18 protein-coding genes are annotated in these 16,388 nt (G+C 50.7%); 3 read left to right on the forward strand and 15 right to left on the reverse strand.

All coding sequences use genetic code 11. From position 1 onward, the window contains the following. Positions 1–37: 37 nt before the first annotated feature. From crl to gpt, 3 genes are all read right to left on the reverse strand, one after another. Entirely contained in the window at positions 38–439 is a 402-nt protein-coding gene (crl, locus tag FDW97_RS12900) for a sigma factor-binding protein Crl (protein WP_137351131.1), read from the reverse strand. Between the two features lie 57 nt (positions 440–496). After that, positions 497–1,741, reverse strand: coding sequence for an esterase FrsA (frsA, locus tag FDW97_RS12905; protein WP_038637686.1), 1,245 nt, complete (start codon positions 1,739–1,741; stop codon positions 497–499). Between the two features lie 100 nt (positions 1,742–1,841). Next, a complete protein-coding gene (gene gpt, locus FDW97_RS12910; protein ID WP_038637683.1) occupies positions 1,842–2,300 on the reverse strand; it encodes a xanthine phosphoribosyltransferase in 459 nt (152 codons plus the stop codon). Positions 2,301–2,560: 260 nt separating this feature from the next. Here gpt and pepD point away from each other — a divergent pair, with 260 nt between their 5' ends. Then, positions 2,561–4,018 (forward strand): cytosol nonspecific dipeptidase, encoded by a 1,458-nt coding sequence (gene pepD, locus FDW97_RS12915; protein ID WP_087856472.1) that lies wholly within the window; start codon positions 2,561–2,563, stop codon positions 4,016–4,018. A 101-nt stretch (positions 4,019–4,119) separates the two neighbouring features. Here the strand turns inward: pepD and dinB are convergent, their stop codons facing one another. From dinB to lafA, 11 genes are all read right to left on the reverse strand, one after another. Continuing rightward, the gene (gene dinB / locus FDW97_RS12920) at positions 4,120–5,175 is read right to left on the reverse strand and encodes a DNA polymerase IV (protein WP_038637679.1); all 1,056 of its coding nucleotides are present in this window, start codon (positions 5,173–5,175) and stop codon (positions 4,120–4,122) included. A 66-nt stretch (positions 5,176–5,241) separates the two neighbouring features. Beyond that, positions 5,242–5,883, reverse strand: coding sequence for a DNA primase (locus FDW97_RS12925; RefSeq protein WP_087856474.1), 642 nt, complete (start codon positions 5,881–5,883; stop codon positions 5,242–5,244). Between the two features lie 57 nt (positions 5,884–5,940). Then, positions 5,941–6,939: a putative lateral flagellar export/assembly protein LafU gene (gene lafU, locus FDW97_RS12930; RefSeq protein ID WP_121528631.1), complete on the reverse strand. Its 999-nt coding sequence runs from the start codon at positions 6,937–6,939 to the stop codon at positions 5,941–5,943. A 2-nt stretch (positions 6,940–6,941) separates the two neighbouring features. Beyond that, positions 6,942–7,805 (reverse strand): flagellar motor stator protein MotA, encoded by an 864-nt coding sequence (motA, locus tag FDW97_RS12935; protein WP_006685923.1) that lies wholly within the window; start codon positions 7,803–7,805, stop codon positions 6,942–6,944. Between the two features lie 29 nt (positions 7,806–7,834). Continuing rightward, entirely contained in the window at positions 7,835–8,551 is a 717-nt protein-coding gene (locus FDW97_RS12940; protein WP_038637670.1) for a FliA/WhiG family RNA polymerase sigma factor, read from the reverse strand. A gap of 20 nt (positions 8,552–8,571) precedes the next feature. Continuing rightward, positions 8,572–9,042 carry a flagellar basal body-associated protein FliL gene (gene fliL, locus FDW97_RS12945; RefSeq protein ID WP_038637667.1) on the reverse strand — a complete coding sequence of 157 codons (471 nt, stop codon included), beginning with the start codon at positions 9,040–9,042 and terminating at the stop codon, positions 8,572–8,574. Positions 9,043–9,049: 7 nt separating this feature from the next. Beyond that, positions 9,050–10,222 carry a flagellar hook-length control protein FliK gene (locus tag FDW97_RS12950; RefSeq protein WP_085047722.1) on the reverse strand — a complete coding sequence of 391 codons (1,173 nt, stop codon included), beginning with the start codon at positions 10,220–10,222 and terminating at the stop codon, positions 9,050–9,052. After that, a complete protein-coding gene (locus FDW97_RS12955) occupies positions 10,219–10,536 on the reverse strand; it encodes a flagellar protein FliT (RefSeq protein ID WP_087856476.1) in 318 nt (105 codons plus the stop codon). Before FDW97_RS12955 ends, FDW97_RS12950 begins: the two co-directional genes overlap by 4 nt. A 4-nt stretch (positions 10,537–10,540) precedes the next feature. Continuing rightward, on the reverse strand, positions 10,541–10,933 hold the full coding sequence (gene fliS / locus FDW97_RS12960; protein WP_085047724.1) for a flagellar export chaperone FliS: 393 nt from the start codon (positions 10,931–10,933) through the stop codon (positions 10,541–10,543). A gap of 33 nt (positions 10,934–10,966) precedes the next feature. After that, the gene (fliD, locus tag FDW97_RS12965) at positions 10,967–12,292 is read right to left on the reverse strand and encodes a flagellar filament capping protein FliD (RefSeq protein WP_085047725.1); all 1,326 of its coding nucleotides are present in this window, start codon (positions 12,290–12,292) and stop codon (positions 10,967–10,969) included. Between the two features lie 205 nt (positions 12,293–12,497). Then, positions 12,498–13,415, reverse strand: a complete 918-nt coding sequence (lafA, locus tag FDW97_RS12970; RefSeq protein ID WP_085047726.1) for a lateral flagellin LafA — start codon at positions 13,413–13,415, stop codon at positions 12,498–12,500. A gap of 552 nt (positions 13,416–13,967) precedes the next feature. Here lafA and FDW97_RS12975 point away from each other — a divergent pair. Together FDW97_RS12975 and FDW97_RS12980 are read left to right on the forward strand one after the other, a co-directional pair. Then, entirely contained in the window at positions 13,968–14,918 is a 951-nt protein-coding gene (locus FDW97_RS12975; protein WP_137351132.1) for a transcriptional regulator, read from the forward strand. After that, entirely contained in the window at positions 14,896–15,375 is a 480-nt protein-coding gene (locus tag FDW97_RS12980) for a hypothetical protein (RefSeq protein WP_137351133.1), read from the forward strand. Before FDW97_RS12975 ends, FDW97_RS12980 begins: the two co-directional genes overlap by 23 nt. Here the strand turns inward: FDW97_RS12980 and FDW97_RS12985 are convergent. Next, the gene (locus FDW97_RS12985; protein WP_085047729.1) at positions 15,372–16,373 is read right to left on the reverse strand and encodes a flagellar hook-associated protein; all 1,002 of its coding nucleotides are present in this window, start codon (positions 16,371–16,373) and stop codon (positions 15,372–15,374) included. The genes FDW97_RS12980 and FDW97_RS12985 overlap by 4 nt on opposite strands. Positions 16,374–16,388 lie beyond the last annotated feature (15 nt).

Here is a 16,388-nt window from a genome sequence, read left to right on the forward strand (position 1 = left end):
GATGGGGTTGCGCCGCCATCCGGCATTTTACTGTTCATTATGCGGTTAATTTAACCGGCTCATCTTTAAAATCGTCAGCAGGCTCCAGCGCCAAATCCAGCGACGTTAACAACCCACGTAATTTTTCATGAAACTCACGTAAGGTGTATTCCAGTCGCTCTAGCACTTCAGTCTCTTTCACCGGCACCGCCGTCCAGTTGCCATCTTTATCAAACAAACCAAACTGATAGCTGTAGGTAAAGCGTTTTTCCTGCGCCTCAAGCTCCATCCACCAGCCCCAGAACTCGCGTTTCTCAGGGGCGGGTTTCACGTTGACGCAAACAGCCAAACAATCGAAAAAAAAGCGATTATCTTCGCACTGTCCTTCCCGGATGTACGGGCCAAGCGCGGTGAATTTCTTGATCAATCTACTTTTCGGATGCCCACTCGGTAACGTCATTACGATCTCCTTAGGTGAAGCTCCTGTTTTACCAAATCGATAAAATTTAGCAAACTTTTAACACAATCTCTGATTGATCCACTTGGTTATTTCTTGCAGTCCTTTGTCAAAATTGCGATACACCGGATTGAATGGAATCTCCAGCAGCTTACCGTCAGAAGATGACGAGGTGATTAAACGCGACTCCTCTTCCGGGCTAAACGGGTCATTTTTCCAGAACCCAGACAGCATTGGCGTCGGGCAGCGTCGACCGAGCAGTCCCTGCACTTTTAATGAATAGCGATTAAGCTCAACGCGCAGCGCTTCATCGGAAGCGTCGTGCATCCCCAGGCGGCTGGCCAGAACGTCAAGATACATTTCCGGGACGCTTGCCTGACGCTGCGGGTCACTCAGCAGCGCATGCACAACCGGTCCCAGGCAGGCCACCGCCTTCAGCCGTGACGACTCCAGATACGCCAGGCGTACCGCTACGTTAGCGCCAAAACGGAAACCGAAGGCCGCCACGCGGGTGTGATCCACCCACGGGACATTAGGCAGCGCCTTTAATACATGCTGATGCAGCAGGCTGGAATCCTGAGTCAGTTTCCATTTTGATGAGAATCCGACCGACGGCATATCCAGCGTCAACATGGCAATACCGCGCGGAGCAAAGTAGCGCTCATACAGCGTGTAGTAGTCCGTTTGCATGGAATCGAGACCGCCGCACATCAGTACCGTCGGGAACGGACCATCGCCTTTTGGCATATGCAGGAAGCCGGTTATCGGCGCGCCGCCAGCGACCGCAAATTCCATCTCACGCAGCGTGCCCGGCAGCCGTTGAGCGGCTTCTTCATAGGCGCGATTAGCCAGAGCCTGCGCCTGCTCTGCCAGCTCATCGCCTTTCAGGTGCGGATAAGCGGCAATGTTGTACAGCGTAGAGGCATGCAGCCAGTGGCGTCCGCTCAACTGCGGATCCTCCTCCATAGACGCTTTCTGTTGCCATTCCATCGCCTGCTTTGCCCACTCATAGATCCAGTTCCCGCCACGATAGCCAATGACCGTATCGTAGAGCTCTTTATCCGTACGTTCGGCTTCACTCATCACGATACGCGCCTGTACTTCGAGGATTTCACGCGGATCGATGCCGCGCCAGATCCACATCAGACGATTCACCATGCGATACCAGTGCGGGATTGTTTTGCCATCCAGGGCAGATTGTACGGACGGCTGCGCGCCGTGATTAAAACGACGAACCAGCGTAGACGTTTCAGGGTGTTTGAAGCGGGGTTTGAACAGGACTTCGCTGAGGTTAGCTTGTGACATTCTTGCAGCCTCCATGAATACTCATTAAGGCATAGTGTAACCTGATGGGGATTAATAAAGAACAACGCCCGGCAAAGCCAGGCGTTGAAAGCGCTGTTGATTAGCGACCAGAGATCGGCGGGACAAACACTACGCCCATATCCCACGGCTGCTCAATCCAGGTATCCTGAGGGATATCAACAATATAATCATTTACCAGCGGACGACCTGCCGGCTTAGCGAAAATAGTGACGAAATGCGCTTTAGGATACATTTCGCGGATCGCAACCGCGGTGCCGCCGGTGTCAACCAGGTCGTCGATGACGATAAAACCTTCACCGTCGCCTTCAGCACGCTTAAGCACTTTCAGCTCGCGCTGGTTGTCGTGATCGTAGCTGGAGATGCATACGGTATCGACATGACGAATACCCAATTCACGCGCCAGCAATGCGCCCGGCACCAGACCACCACGGCTAACGGCAATAATGCCTTTCCATTGTTCAGAAGGCATCAAGCGGCTTGCCAGTTTACGTGCATGGATCTGCAACATGTCCCAGGTGACGACGTATTTTTCGCTCATGTGAAGTGTCCCAGCCTGTGTATCTACGGCTAATTAATAATTGAGGGTGAATCAGGTTGCGCGAGATTATAGAGATCTGACGCACTAAAAACCAGTGTTTCGCGGAATCCGCGCCTCTTTTTGCATGCTTTATGCTAGCCGTCGGCGGAGAAAGTGGTATTCTCAATCGCATCGCGCAAGCCTGACTTGTGGTGTTTTTAATTCAGCTAACCCCGTGGACTGCAAGCAAGTTTTGTAGGACACCGCCAAGGAGACTCAACGTGTCTGAACTGTCTCAGTTATCCCCGCAACCGCTGTGGGATATTTTTGCCAAAATCTGTTCTATTCCTCACCCGTCCTACCATGAAGAGCAGCTCGCTGAACACATTCTGAGCTGGGCCCAGGAGAAAGGTTTTCACGTCGAGCGCGACCAGGTCGGTAATATCCTGATTCGCAAACCTGCCACTGCAGGCATGGAAAACCGCAAACCGGTCGTTCTGCAGGCGCACCTGGATATGGTTCCGCAGAAAAACAACGACACCGTGCACGACTTCACCAAAGATCCTATCCAGCCTTATATTGATGGCGAATGGGTGAAAGCCCGTGGCACCACGCTGGGCGCGGATAACGGTATCGGTATGGCGTCCGCGCTGGCCGTACTGGCGGATGACAATGTGGTACACGGTCCGCTGGAAGTGTTGCTGACCATGACCGAAGAAGCGGGTATGGATGGCGCGTTCGGTTTGCAGGCAAACTGGCTGCAGGCAGATATCCTGATCAACACCGACTCTGAAGAAGAAGGTGAGATCTACATGGGCTGCGCAGGGGGTATCGACTTTACCTCAAACCTGCCGCTGTCCCGTGAGGCGGTTCCGGCTGGTTTCCAGAGCTTTAAGCTGACCTTAAAAGGTCTGAAAGGCGGTCACTCCGGCGGCGAAATCCACGTTGGTCTCGGTAACGCTAACAAGCTGCTGGTACGCTTCCTGGCGGGTCACGCTGAAGAGCTGGATCTGCGTCTGGTCGATTTCAACGGCGGTACGCTGCGTAACGCGATCCCGCGTGAAGCCTTTGCGACCCTCGCCGTGGCCGCAGATAAAGTTGATGCGCTAAAAGCACTGGTTAACACTTACCAGGACATCCTGAAAAACGAACTGGAAGCCAAAGAGAAGAATCTGGCTCTGCTTCTGGATGCTGTCGCCAACGATAAAGCCGCCCTGACCACGCCGTCTCGCGATAGCTTTGTTCGTCTGCTGAACGCCACCCCGAACGGCGTGATCCGCAATTCCGACGTGGCGAAAGGCGTGGTGGAAACCTCCCTGAACGTCGGTGTCGTGACCATGACTGACGATAATGTACAGATCCACTGCCTGGTTCGCTCGCTGATCGACAGCGGTAAAGACTACGTGGTAAGCATGCTGGATTCACTGGGCAAGCTCGCCGGTGCCAAAACCGAAGCCAAAGGTGCGTATCCTGGCTGGCAGCCGGATGCTAACTCTCCGGTTATGCACCTGGTTCGCGAAACCTATCAGCGTCTGTTCAACAAAACGCCGAACATCCAGATTATCCACGCCGGTCTGGAATGTGGACTGTTCAAGAAACCGTATCCGGATATGGACATGGTTTCCATCGGGCCAACTATCACCGGTCCGCACTCCCCGGATGAGCAGGTTCATATTGAAAGCGTCGGCCACTACTGGACGCTGCTAACCGAGCTGCTGAAGTCGATTCCAGCGAAATAAGTCTCTGTAATAAAGCCGGATAGCGCTGCGCTTATCCGGCCTACGCGCTGATTTGTAGGCCGGATAAGGCGGTTACGCCGCCATCCGGCAATACATCAGAGTCAAATTCCCAGCAGCAGTTGCCTTTCCAGCTGTGGATCAAGCAGCGTGACGTGTAATCCCACCAACCTTACGCCCCGCCCGCCCCGACGTTCATCCCAGGTTTTGCGCGCTGTTGCAATTAAGTCATCTTTGCTTAAGCGCGGCCAGACGTGCTCCTGCGTGGTTTGCTGAAAATCATTAAACTTGAGTTTAATTCCCTGCCGGGCGATCAACAGATCCGGTTTTACCTTTGCCAGACGTCGTTCCAGTTCGGGATATAGCCGCTCAATAATTTCCTCACATTCAGCCCATTCATGAATATCTTCTGCCAGCGTACGCTCAACGCCGACAGATTTGCGCAGTCTGTCGTTGTTGACATCCCGCTCATCAATGCCCTGGCTGCGTTCCCACAACACGCGACCAAACTTACCAAAACGTTTGAGCAACATGGCCAGGTCGTATTTTTGAACATCCTCGCAGGTACGCAATCCCATCGCTTCCAGCTTAGCGGCAGAAACTTTGCCTACGCCGGGTATTTTCCCTAACGGCAACGTTCTGAGAAATTCGGGAACATCAGCGGGGGTAATGACATATTGCCCGTTGGGCTTATTGAGATCGGAGGCTATTTTTGCCAGAAACTTAACCGGTGCAATCCCGGCGGAGGCGGTTAACTGTAACTCGTTGAAAATCGTCTGGCGGATCTCCTGCGCTATCAGCGTGGCGGAACCGTGACAGTGAGCACTGTCGGTCACATCCAGATAGGCTTCGTCCAGCGAAAGAGGTTCGATCAGCGAGGTATAACGGGAGAAGATCGCCTGAATCTGGCGGGAGGCTTCTTTATAAGCCTCGTATCGACCAGGCAATAACGTGAGATGCGGGCACAGTTTTAACGCCATTCCGGTCGGCATTGCGCTACGTACGCCAAATTTACGCGCCGGGTAATTGGCAGTGCTGATAACGCCCCGGCGTTCACGACTGCCGCCGATAGCAATGGGAATGTCGCGCAGGGCTGGATTATCACGCATTTCCACCGCCGCGAAAAAACAGTCCATATCAACATGTATGATTTTGCGCATGACTCGCCTCCCACAACACTGTTTAAGTATACAGTATTTTTATGGTGTGAGAAGTCTGATTATGCCTTACGCTGGACCATTCATGACAAAGCGCGCATCGCACAGGTAACGTACGATGTCCGTGGTCTTATGTTCTGCGGGATTACCCGCCGTACTGACAAAAAGCTTATTCACTTTGCGAATCTTTGCCCGCAGCAATTTTTCGATCGTCATCAGGCGAAAGGCGTCATTTTCCACGCAGAAAAGCTCGTAGTCGCCCAGACGCTCTCCACAAATTTCACAATGATTCATCCAGTAACGTAGCCCGGTGGTTTTACTTTTATCCAGATAGTAATTGCTGGCCTTAATGTTCTTTTTTATCTCTTCAGGCAGAGAATTAATATGGAACAGAAAGGTATTCCGTCGAATAGATTGCCAGCCTTGGCCATCATGATCTTTTCTAATAAACCGGGTAAACATCACTCCGTGAATATGAGTGAGCTGGTGGCAGTTCCAGCAGCGCATCTTCGAGGTAATTACCAGATAGTACGGCGCGACGATGTTAAAACTGTCGGTGTTGTAGACATAGTCACGAAGCGCCTCGTTTAGCTCATGAGGTTCGGTATACCAGATCCCTGAAATCTGGTCGAAATGCGCGCCCTGACAGGCCACATCCGTGACGTTATCAGTATGAATATCCAATGGAATAATATGGGTTACATCTATCACATTGCCTTCCTGCGGGATAATTTGCCCCCCACGTTGCGTGGAGGACCGGGAATCAAATTAATGAGTGACGGGAGCAGAATGTTGACGTAAAGAAGTCACCTGCTTTTGTTTGTCCAGCTTATCAATCAGCGGTTGTACGACCTTCTCGCCGTGTTGGCCAAAATATTGATACAGCGTATCGGAAGCGCTTTGCGTTAATACCATGATCTCAATGCGACGGTTGCCGGCGCTTTCCGGATTTTTCGCATCCAGCAGCATTTGGTCGGCCATTGCGCTGACCTGCATAACTTTATTCTGCGGCATTCCGGCATCTTCCAGTACGCGTCGAGCAGACAATGCGCGGTCGCCTGACAGGTTCCAGTTGTTGTAAATGTTACTCTTATAGCTCATCGCGTCCGTATGCCCGGTGATGATGATCTTATTGTCCAGCGAGTCAAACACGGGGGCCAGCTCAACCAGCAGCGATTTAAAGAACGGCATAATTTTGGCGCTACCGCGTTCGAACATATTACGGTTCTGATCATCTTTAATCAGTACGCGCAACCCCTGAGGAACAATCTCCATCTCAAGGTTGGTCTCCATATGCGCCTTGCGGGCAATGACGTTAATGTCGGTCGCCAGCTCGCCTAACTCCTGGGCTGATTTTTGTTTCAGTAACGCCGTTTTCTCATTCACATCCAGCGCCTTTTTAGCGTTCTCTTCCGTGATCCTCGCCGTCTCCTGTGGATTCTCGGTTTTATCAAGCTTGTTGCGCGTGACGTTTTTCTTCTGCGCGCCTGGCGCTATCGGCAGTTTGCCCAGCTTGTTTAACGGCGCCATACCGCCACCGTTAAAGATTGACTGGCCATGCAGCGCCGCCACGATATTTTCGCGGTCAGCCTTGCTGACGCTGTTCACAATCCACAGCGTCATAAACAGCGCCATCATCGCCAGCGTAAAGTCGGCAAAGGCGACCTTCCACGCCCCGCCATGATGACCTGCATGGTTCTTTTTAATTTGTCGGCGGATAATGGTGGTTTTCGCGCCGCGATCGCGACGATTTGGCCCCTTCCTCATGCTTATTCCTGCTCCAGCATCGCATTAACCCACGCATCCAGATTGGCGAAAGTGGGTTTAGAGGCCAGATGCAGAAGTTTACGGCCAGCATCGACCGCCAGTAGCGTCGGTTTACCGCCCGCTTGCGCCACCAGTACGGTACGTACGCATTCGAGCAGCGAATGCTCTGCCCGCGCCTGCTGTTCCATGGCGTTTGCCAGCGGGTCCATCAGGCAATAACAGATGAATACCCCTAAGAATGTCCCCACCAACGCCGCCGCCACTTTCAGACCGATAAGCGCAATGGAGCCATCGATAGACTGCATGGTGATGATAATGCCCAATACCGCAGCACAAATACCAAATCCAGGCATCGCCTCGGCGGTACGCTGCAAAGAGCGCGAAGGGGTTAACAAAGACTCTTCAGCGGTATCCAGTTCCTGATCGAGGATCCCTTCCAGTTCATGGGCATCGATTTTACCCATCGCCATCAGACGGAAGTTATCGGCGATAAATGTCACCAGTCGCTTCTGAGTCAGCACCAGCGGGTATTTCTGGAAAATGGTACTTTCTTCCGGCTGTTCGATATGCTGATCCAGCATACGCAGACCACCGTTCTGCACCATTTCCAGCAGCTCATACAGGCACATCAGTAGCTGACGCTGAAATTCCGGTCCCATTTTCTTTTTACTGATCACCCCTTTGATCTGATGGGCGATCTCTTTCAGCACATGTACCGGGTTCCCAATAATCATCGCCCCCAGGCCGGCACCGACGATAATAATAATTTCTGCTGGCTGCCAAATAGCAATTAACTGCCCACCAGCCTCAAAGTAGCCGCCAAATACGCAGCCCAAAACCACTAATAAGCCAAAAATCTTTTGCATTATGTCCTCCGCATGTTGATTCGGAATTGTTAGTCTGGATATAAACAATCACGAATCTTGTGCGTGATTTTTTTATTCATTTGACAGATTCGGGCTTCGGTCAGCCCTAATACCAGCGCGATCTCTTTTAAATTCATATCGTGTTGGTAATACATTGAGAGCACGAGGCCCTCTTTTTCGCTGAGTTGGCTCAGGGCGTAACTCAACATTTCCTGCGTGACGAATTGCTCTTCCAGCCCCCGCCCTTCGAGCGGTGCTATCGGCATATCGCCATTCAGTAATTCATCCAGGCTGGCCAGCGTTTCCGCACCTTCCAGCTGTTGGTATTCCTGATAATCCTCAGACGATAATCCCCGTCGGGACAACTCCTCCCATGAGGGTTCATGCCCAAGCTGTGTGCGCGCATCACGAATCAAATCTTTAATCTGATGGTATTTTTGGCGTAGCTGGCGAGGCCGCCAGTCGAGGCTGCGCAGCTCATCCAGAATTGCGCCGCGTATGCGGTGAACGGCATAACCGGCAAAACCTTCGTCTGGTTGACCGTAGCGTCGAATCGCATTCAGCAATCCCATCAACGCCGTTTGTTCCATATCCTGCCTGTCCATAACGCAGGTACATTGCGGCGCAAGTTGACGCACCACTTTGCGCACCAACGGCAGATAAGCCTGTAAATAATGGCTCTCTTGCTTTGGCGTAAGCATGGGCGTCGCATTAAAGTCTTCTGACTCGTAAGCATCCTGTATCATGTTATTTCCTGGCTTGTCGCTTATTGGAAAACGACTTTTTTCACCAATATCTCCTTATAAGGTGTCGCCATTTTGCGTTTCGCTAATTCAACTTTCAGATTTTCAAATATTTTCTTTCTGATTTCGGAGATCTTCAGCGCCCGAATATCTTCATACTTCATATTCGAAAGCTCATCTACGGTAATACTTTGATAAAGCGGTTCGTCCTGCTTAATTTTTTCAGCGTCTTTCTCTGAATCAACAACCATCACCAGCTCAGCGACCATATAGCGATCGCCGCCTTCATCATCATGCAGCGTAACCACCGTTTCTGGCAGGGAGACAAAAATATTGTTGGACTCATCCTGGCTATCTTCCGCTTCGTGAGCGGGAGTCGCTGCCGCAGCCGTGGTTCCCTTATTCATAGCATGATAAATGCCCCATCCGGCCCCCCCCGCAATACCCAAAGCGACGACGGAACTGATCACACACGCGATAACGATTTTCTTCATTTTGCTTTTACACTTTGATCAGAACGGATTCATTCCGTTGAAATTGAGGTTCATCATTGAGCACTAATGCTGACGCCACCTCATCCTGTTGATGACCTGACTGCTGTTTTTGCTGCTGCGATTGCCCCTCGGAAGAGACCTGAACATTGACTTCCATGAAGTTCTGCGCCGTCAGGTGCTGACGTAGGTTTTCGCTAAACTGCTGCAATGAGCGGCAGACATCGCTCTGATTTGCGCCGATGTGTACCATCAGCTTCCCAGCATCCAGTTGCACGGCAATTTCAAGCTTGCCCAGCGACGGAGGATCAAGACGAATGGTCGAAATTTGCTGTTGCTGACCTATCTGGAACTGAATTCTGTCTTTAAGCAGCGCAGTGAGTTTCTCCCCGAGTTCCTCCGTGGACATCGTCACTGGTGCGGAAACTGGCGTCGACACGATGTTATGCTCGGTCAGTGGATTCACTGGCTGATTTCCCTGCGCCGCGGTATTGAGCAAATTCTGCGTAGAGAGCGCAGGATTGACCGTCACGCCAGCGGTTTTTCTCTCCACCACCGGGCGAGGACTGGGGTTCTGGGTTGATTTCACCCGAGCAGAAATTTGTTGGGAGGTCGAGAGTGACGCAGGCTCCGGCGCAATCGCTCGCAGATCCTGGGCGGAAAACGTCGCCAGCTTAGCCTGTTGATCCGGGGTTGCTGGCGGCAAATCCTCGCTGAGTGACGCCAGTAACGTTTGCAGCTTAGGCGGCAGTGACGATAAGTCGGTTGTGTGCTGATCAGCCGATGGCGTGGATGTTTTTTCCGGCTGGGCCATGGCGCTCGCCAGTTGGCGCAGCAATGATGACCCCGAATGGGTGGTTTGCACCTGCGCCAGCATTCTCAACATGTCGCCATCAGGCTGCTTTTGTACATCGGCCGGGGCTGCCTGAGTCGGTTGCGCCAATAGCATAGCCAGCAATGCCTGCATGGCTGCCGGATTCGCGTCGTCTTGTTTATGCGCAGCCGCCGATGTCTGCTGATGACTCAGTTTTGCGCCAATCAACCGCTCAGCCGCGGCGTTCAGCCCCGACTGGGATAAAGAAAATGCGCTGCCGCCCTCAGGGGTTGACGGCGCCGAAATCGTCGCCTTTTCCGGTGTGGCCTCTGCCGACGCACTGACCGAGGCCAGTAATACAGGATTCATGCCTTCTCCGAAATTAAATTAACCATTGAATACGCCAACATTCCTTCCTGGTTTTGCTGATGTTTCTCCATCCGCGTTTTGAGTTCTTCCGCACGCTGCGTTCGCCGCGCAATTAATGTCTCAAACGCGACCAGCAGTCTGCTTTTCACTTCCCGTAGCGCCTCGGCGTCAGTTTCCCAGGCAGCATAGGCATGAAAGTCACGCATCACCTGCTGATGCAGACCTGGTAATCGACGCCACCGTTTTTGATCCAGGGCATCGTTCATCGCCGCCACCAGGGCATAAAGCTGCTGTTGCTGACGCTCTCTTTCCATCGCCTTATCCAAGTTTTGCTGACAGACCTTCCCAGCCTGTACGCAGATTCGTCAGGATGAGGATCACTTCATCAATTTTTTCTAACGACAATTCGCCGCTGGCTTCATACAGGCGGTAGACGCAGTGGTCATACAGCCGGGAGAGATTCACCACCAGCTCACCGCCGGTTTCAAACTCCAGCGAGCTGGTTAAGGCGTTGAGAATATCGATGCATTTATTGATGCTTTGCGCTTTACGCTCGTAGCGTTTGTTCTCAATGTGGCTTTTCGCGCGTTCCAGTTCGTCCATCAGTCCCGAAAACAGCACCAGCACCAGCTCTAACGGCGATGCTGCTGCCGTACGCGCAGCAAGATCCATCTCTTTGTATTGCGCATAACCATCCTGTGTGTCGTACATATTGGTTCTTAATCCTTCACTTAAATCGGCCGGTTACATAAACGCGGCCATACTCACTTTCATGGTGTACACCTCAACCAGCGTATTGGTGTACTCTTCCACATAGCGCTCGTAGTTGGTGTTATAGGTTTCAGTCAGTTGATCGCTTTCGTCCTGGATTTTGCTCTGCTGGTCGTCAATGTTTTCCTGGCGCATGGCAATGATGCCGTTACTGGAATCCAGATAGCTGTCCATCAGGTCGTCCATTTGCGCGACCATGCTGTCTTCCCCAACAAAAATAGAGGTCAAACCGTCCGGATTTTCTTCCATTTCTTCGCTGAACTGGGTGGAGTCGATTTGTAAGTGGCCGTCGGAATCCAGCGTGATGCCATAGTCGACAATCGATACGCCGCCGTATGAAGCGTGAGCGATATCATCCATTTGGTTTGCCAGCGAATTCATCCCGGCATCACCGGCAAAAACCCCGGCCGCGGTGTCGTCATCGCCGTAGCTGGTGAGAGAGTCAATGGTGTCGATCAGCGTGTTATAAGCATCGACAAAGGTCTGTACCTTTTCCTGTGAGCCGCCAGAGTCTTCCGCAACCGTAAAGGTCGTCAGATCGGAAGGGTCATCAGGATCGCTGACCTCGGAAAACGTCATCGTTACGCCGGGGATCACATCGTCAAAAGTGTTGCTACTGCTGGTGATTGCAGGACCCGTTTGACTCCCCAGATGAATTTCTGCGTCCTGCGCCTCTGTGACGTTATTTTTGCTGCCTGTAATCTGATCAGAGAAAGAGGTATTTCCCGTTACGCTTACTGAGAATTTGCTTTGCGCTCCCGTGGTATCGGAAGTCAGCATGATGGTGGTTGTCCCATCGGTTTTAACCAGTGCCGCCGACACGCCAGGGTTGTCATCCGAGTTATTAATCGCATCAACCAGTTCGCTGGCATCAATAAAGCTGTCGCCATCCTCATCGGCAGCCGCGAGATCGATATCCATGGTCGTGCCATCATCCATCGTTAGCTCAAACGTACCGGATGCGCTAAACGTGTCATCGCCCATGCTAAAGGTCGTCTGCTGCGCCTGCGCCAGTTTAGTGACATAAAATGAATAGGTCCCTGGCTGCGCCTGTGAGTTTGCTGACACCGTATTCGCCTCATTATTCGAGGTGGCAGAAAACGTCAGCGGACCGTCGGTATCGCTGTTCAGTGCATCAATTGCCGTCTGAAAGTCTGTGAGCGCGGTACTAAGCGAGTCCAGGCCATTACTCTCGGCGTCCAGATCAGCCTGCTCGTTCTGTAGGTTTGCTGCCTGCGTGGCAATATCAGCATAGGCAAATTTTTGGGCTAATTTTTGGATGGGACTCGTATAGCTCATAATGAGTGACCTCGTGCAATGTTATTCATGCCATTAGCAAAATTCGTGCCAATATATTTGTTATTTAAATTCAATGCATTACCAGAACAACGGAAACCGATTTTCCTCCATTAAGGAAGGATTTCAGACATATTCTTTGCGGCGGAAAGCACAACACCGCCAGTCGGCGGTGTTGTGAATAGCGTCATTTCACCACTTAACGAAATTACTGTAGCAGGCTGGAAACCATGCTGGACATGCTGTTGGACTGTTTCAGCATGGTGATACCGGTTTGCATCAACACCTGTTGCTGGGTCATGTTCGAGGCTTCCGTCGCGTAGTCGGTATCCATAATGTTACCGATGGCGACTTCCGTGTTGTCCTGCATGCTGGTCAGGTTGGCGGCGGTGTCGTTCAGGCGGTTGATAGATGCACCCAGTTTGGACTGGATTGTAGCAACATCATCCATCGCAGTCTGAACCGCAGTAATGTTGCTGTTCGCACTAGCCGTTGACATCAATTCAGTTCCGGTTGCGGTATCACTCCCTACGCCGCCACTTGCACTCCAGTCGTCATCAAAGGTAGCGCTCAGACCGGACAGATCTTGAACCACTTTATCCAGCTGGTCGGAAATGTTCACCGTCATTTTATCGGAAGCTTCTGCTCCCACCTGGAATTGAACAGAACCAGTGAACAGACCAGAAGTACCGGTATTGCTGTTGCTTGCATTACCAAACAGGTTAGTACCGCCGTAAGTGGTGTTTTCCAGCATATCGGACATCTGCTTGCCGAGTTCATCATATTCGTCCTGCATCGCCTGCAGGTCATCGGTGCTGTAGGTTCCGTTCGCAGCCTGCGTGGACAGATCTTTCATACGACCCAGCACGTCGGTCATTTCGTCAAACATGCTGTCTGCAGTTTGCAGCATCGCCGTTGCGTCCTGGATGTTACGCAGCGCGACGGTCATACCATCGGACTGGGAGGTCATACGACTGGCAATTTGTTTGCCCGCAGCATCATCGGCAGAAGAGTTAATACGGTTACCTGTCGCCAGACGTTCCATAGAGGTAGACAGTGAAGTGCTGCTTTTGTTGATAGCATTAACAGCTGACATTGATGCGGTATTGGTATTAATCGATAACATGGTACTGCTCCTTGGGAATAATCGTTTTCGTTTCGATACTCTGTAAAAACGACCACCCGTTTGGAAAACTTAAAGCGCTGCAGAAATTTTTTTTGACGCGTTACACAACATCATTAGCGAGATAAAAAACGCTTCCACCTCTATTTTAGCTTTGCGTGCTACCTCCCCCAAAAACCACCGTCTAAGGAAGATCTCAATCAAGATTTAATTAAAAGATTATTAGAAATATCTAATAACGGCTTGGTTGCTTACGCGCCATACGGGTTAACTTTTTGATAAGAATAAGATTATCCCTAGATGAAATCACTTTTAAAAGCCTGGTTATAGCCATGTTTTACATTTAGTTGCAAATACCCTTTACTTTTATATTGTGAGTCTCGGGCACTTTCGCTACATTTCAAATCCTTTTTTGGACAGCATAAAAAACACTCAATAGCGATTCAGCTGCAGCTTCACAGCACAAAGAAATTTCAATTTCTCCAGAATTTTAATGCACTGATTTTTAACGGTGTGACACCAGGGATATAAAATCTTGCACGGGTATACAAATCGATGAGTATCGTAGTCAACAACTGGCGGATGGATTCCTCGCTTAATGCGTTAATCCATTGTGAAACAGGCGAGATACGTCGCCTGGGCGAATACCATTTTATTCTGTTAGAGACATTAGCTAAAAATGCCGATGTCGTTTTATCTCGGTCATATTTAATGAGCGCAGTATGGAAGAATCGCATCGTCGGTGGAAATAGCCTGCCGACAGCCGTTCATGCGCTGCGCGTTGCGATCGATGATGACGGTAAACAGCAAGAAATTATAAAAACCATACCTAAAAAAGGGTATTTATTTAATAAGAACTACCTAACTGAAACTATTGACCTTAATGAAACTGTGGCTGATGACAGCACCATTGATGAGGTCGAGAAACGTACCGAGATTGTTGAGCCCCCTGCGCTTGATGAAATGCTTCCATCAACAAATCATGGGGGAATACCCTTACTTAACAGTCAACTATCGTCAAGAAACCAGAGAAAAACGGCCATCAGGCGGCATCCTTATCGAGCCGTTCTGATTACCTTACCCGTTATCGTTATCGCGCTGTCGTTGTTTATTTTAATCTCTTATTTTAAAGCACCGTCTGTCACTAAAATGGAAGAAGCTCCGCAATTGGTTAAAGAGACGCTTGAAAATGCCAACCATGTTACGGTATATCAACTTTACGACCCGGGTGAGAATAAGAAATCATCATCGCTTGTTTCAACGCATATTCTTCCCGGTATCGAGCAGCTCAATCCACTGTTGGTAAGCCATAACGCCTCGATGACCTTGTATTATCGGGTCTCACTGAACAAACTCGCCCTTGATATTGTACTTAGCAATCAATGCAATGATAAGTGGCAGTTAGCGCTAAGCTTTGACAACTGGCTAAATAAAGATAATGAAATGAATGGTATTTTAATTAAAGAAGTGGAGAAAATGTTAAATGAAATGCCAAAATGCAAATAATTTCTTTTTCCCTGCCCTGTCTGCTTTCACGCTATTTTTCACATTTACGGCCCATGCCCGCATTGAAAATACGGTCATTGCCAATTACGACCTTACTACTGGCAAAAACGTACATTATGAACTTATCGCAAGTTCTCTGGATAAAAGCACCACGATCACTCTCGTCCCTTTGGAGCAAAATAATAAAATGCCCTCTACGTTTAAAGTAGCGTTGTGTATTAATCATTATACCGGCTCATATAAACAGGGTGAGTTTCACTTTAGTACCACCAAAACCGATCAAAACGATTCTCGTATGGCTAATTTCGGGGCATTTGTCACTGAGCACAACCTGCATACATGGTGGCTCCATATAACTCCGCAGCAAAATTTGATTTTTACTCGGGATGTCGGAGGTCTGTTAATCACAGACCCCTCTGTATTTAACTTTTCAACCAAAGCATGCCAGCAGAATTAACTTAATAAACTGCGGACAGTCTGGCTGGAAAGTCGGGCTTGTCCATTCACCGCCTGTGCTAATACCTGATAATTGTGATTAGCATGATCCAAAACCCCACCCAATGATTCAGAGGCTTTTACCGCACTTTCTGCCTGTGGAAAACGCGCCATACCGTCAATGAGCTGCCGGGCCTTCTCCTGCTGGGCAGCCATTTGCGCACGTTGATCGCCAATAATATCCAACGCCTGCTGTAATCCGTCCTGAGTTCGGGCTCCGCCCTGTGCTACATACTGTTGAAGCTCCTCTGAACGTGAGGGATCGGCAAATGTTTTCAGCGGGGTAAACGCTGATGACTTCGCACCGACATCGCGTACGCTCAGGGTTTGCTGGATCTGTGACCACTGCTTTTCCGTGGTGGAGAACGTTAACGTGCCCTGCCGATCGTGCACCTGTACGCCGACGCGACGCAGCGCGTTGCTCATCATTATCTTGTACTGGCCTGGATCCATATCCTCTCCCACCACCACCGCCGAGTGCTGCGTTTGCCGCCCATCGGAAACACTAAACATGCGCGAGCTTATGGCATCTTTTTGCAGCATCTGCGCCAGTTCAGGCGCGTGAAAGGTCACTCGCGCCTCGCCCTGCAAAACCGGACGCAGTTGCCTGTCCACCGCGCCGCCGGATAACGCCGTTCTTTTATCCAGCCACTGGGTAAGTTCGGCGCCCTTTTGCTGCTGCGCCTGCCCGCCACGGCGCGAGGCATGGCGATAATCCAGCAAATGCTGTTCCAGTTGTCCCAGATAGTGATCGGCCTGCTGCAGCGTGGTGAGCTGATCGTTAAGCTGCACGCTATAACGCTGAGGCCGGGTGGTAATAAGCGGTGAGGCCGGATAATCACTCGCCGTTGCGGGTAACTTTTGACGGACAGGGGCATTCTGCGCAACGGTATGCTGCTGCACAGAAGGATTAAGCGCTCCGCTACCGGAGAGTGACGTTGTATTTAAACCGACCTGCATACTATTCCTGAGCTA

This window comes from Citrobacter sp. wls708, assembly GCF_005281255.1.
Lineage (GTDB): Bacteria > Pseudomonadota > Gammaproteobacteria > Enterobacterales > Enterobacteriaceae > Citrobacter > Citrobacter werkmanii.

Bases quoted from the DNA above. Each gene is read 5' to 3' on its own strand.
- crl (WP_137351131.1), bottom strand. From the start codon at position 439: ATGACGTTACCGAGTGGGCATCCGAAAAGTAGATTGATCAAGAAATTC.
- frsA (WP_038637686.1), bottom strand. From the start codon at position 1,741: ATGTCACAAGCTAACCTCAGCGAAGTCCTGTTCAAACCCCGCTTCAAA.
- gpt (WP_038637683.1), bottom strand. From the start codon at position 2,300: ATGAGCGAAAAATACGTCGTCACCTGGGACATGTTGCAGATCCATGCA.
- dinB (WP_038637679.1), bottom strand. From the start codon at position 5,175: ATGCGCAAAATCATACATGTTGATATGGACTGTTTTTTCGCGGCGGTG.
- lafU (WP_121528631.1), bottom strand. From the start codon at position 6,939: ATGAGGAAGGGGCCAAATCGTCGCGATCGCGGCGCGAAAACCACCATT.
- motA (WP_006685923.1), bottom strand. From the start codon at position 7,805: ATGCAAAAGATTTTTGGCTTATTAGTGGTTTTGGGCTGCGTATTTGGC.
- FDW97_RS12940 (WP_038637670.1), bottom strand. From the start codon at position 8,551: ATGATACAGGATGCTTACGAGTCAGAAGACTTTAATGCGACGCCCATG.
- fliL (WP_038637667.1), bottom strand. From the start codon at position 9,042: ATGAAGAAAATCGTTATCGCGTGTGTGATCAGTTCCGTCGTCGCTTTG.
- FDW97_RS12950 (WP_085047722.1), bottom strand. From the start codon at position 10,222: ATGAATCCTGTATTACTGGCCTCGGTCAGTGCGTCGGCAGAGGCCACA.
- FDW97_RS12955 (WP_087856476.1), bottom strand. From the start codon at position 10,536: ATGGAAAGAGAGCGTCAGCAACAGCAGCTTTATGCCCTGGTGGCGGCG.
- fliS (WP_085047724.1), bottom strand. From the start codon at position 10,933: ATGTACGACACACAGGATGGTTATGCGCAATACAAAGAGATGGATCTT.
- fliD (WP_085047725.1), bottom strand. From the start codon at position 12,292: ATGAGCTATACGAGTCCCATCCAAAAATTAGCCCAAAAATTTGCCTAT.
- lafA (WP_085047726.1), bottom strand. From the start codon at position 13,415: ATGTTATCGATTAATACCAATACCGCATCAATGTCAGCTGTTAATGCT.
- FDW97_RS12975 (WP_137351132.1), top strand. From the start codon at position 13,968: ATGAGTATCGTAGTCAACAACTGGCGGATGGATTCCTCGCTTAATGCG.
- FDW97_RS12980 (WP_137351133.1), top strand. From the start codon at position 14,896: ATGAAATGCCAAAATGCAAATAATTTCTTTTTCCCTGCCCTGTCTGCT.
- FDW97_RS12985 (WP_085047729.1), bottom strand. From the start codon at position 16,373: ATGCAGGTCGGTTTAAATACAACGTCACTCTCCGGTAGCGGAGCGCTT.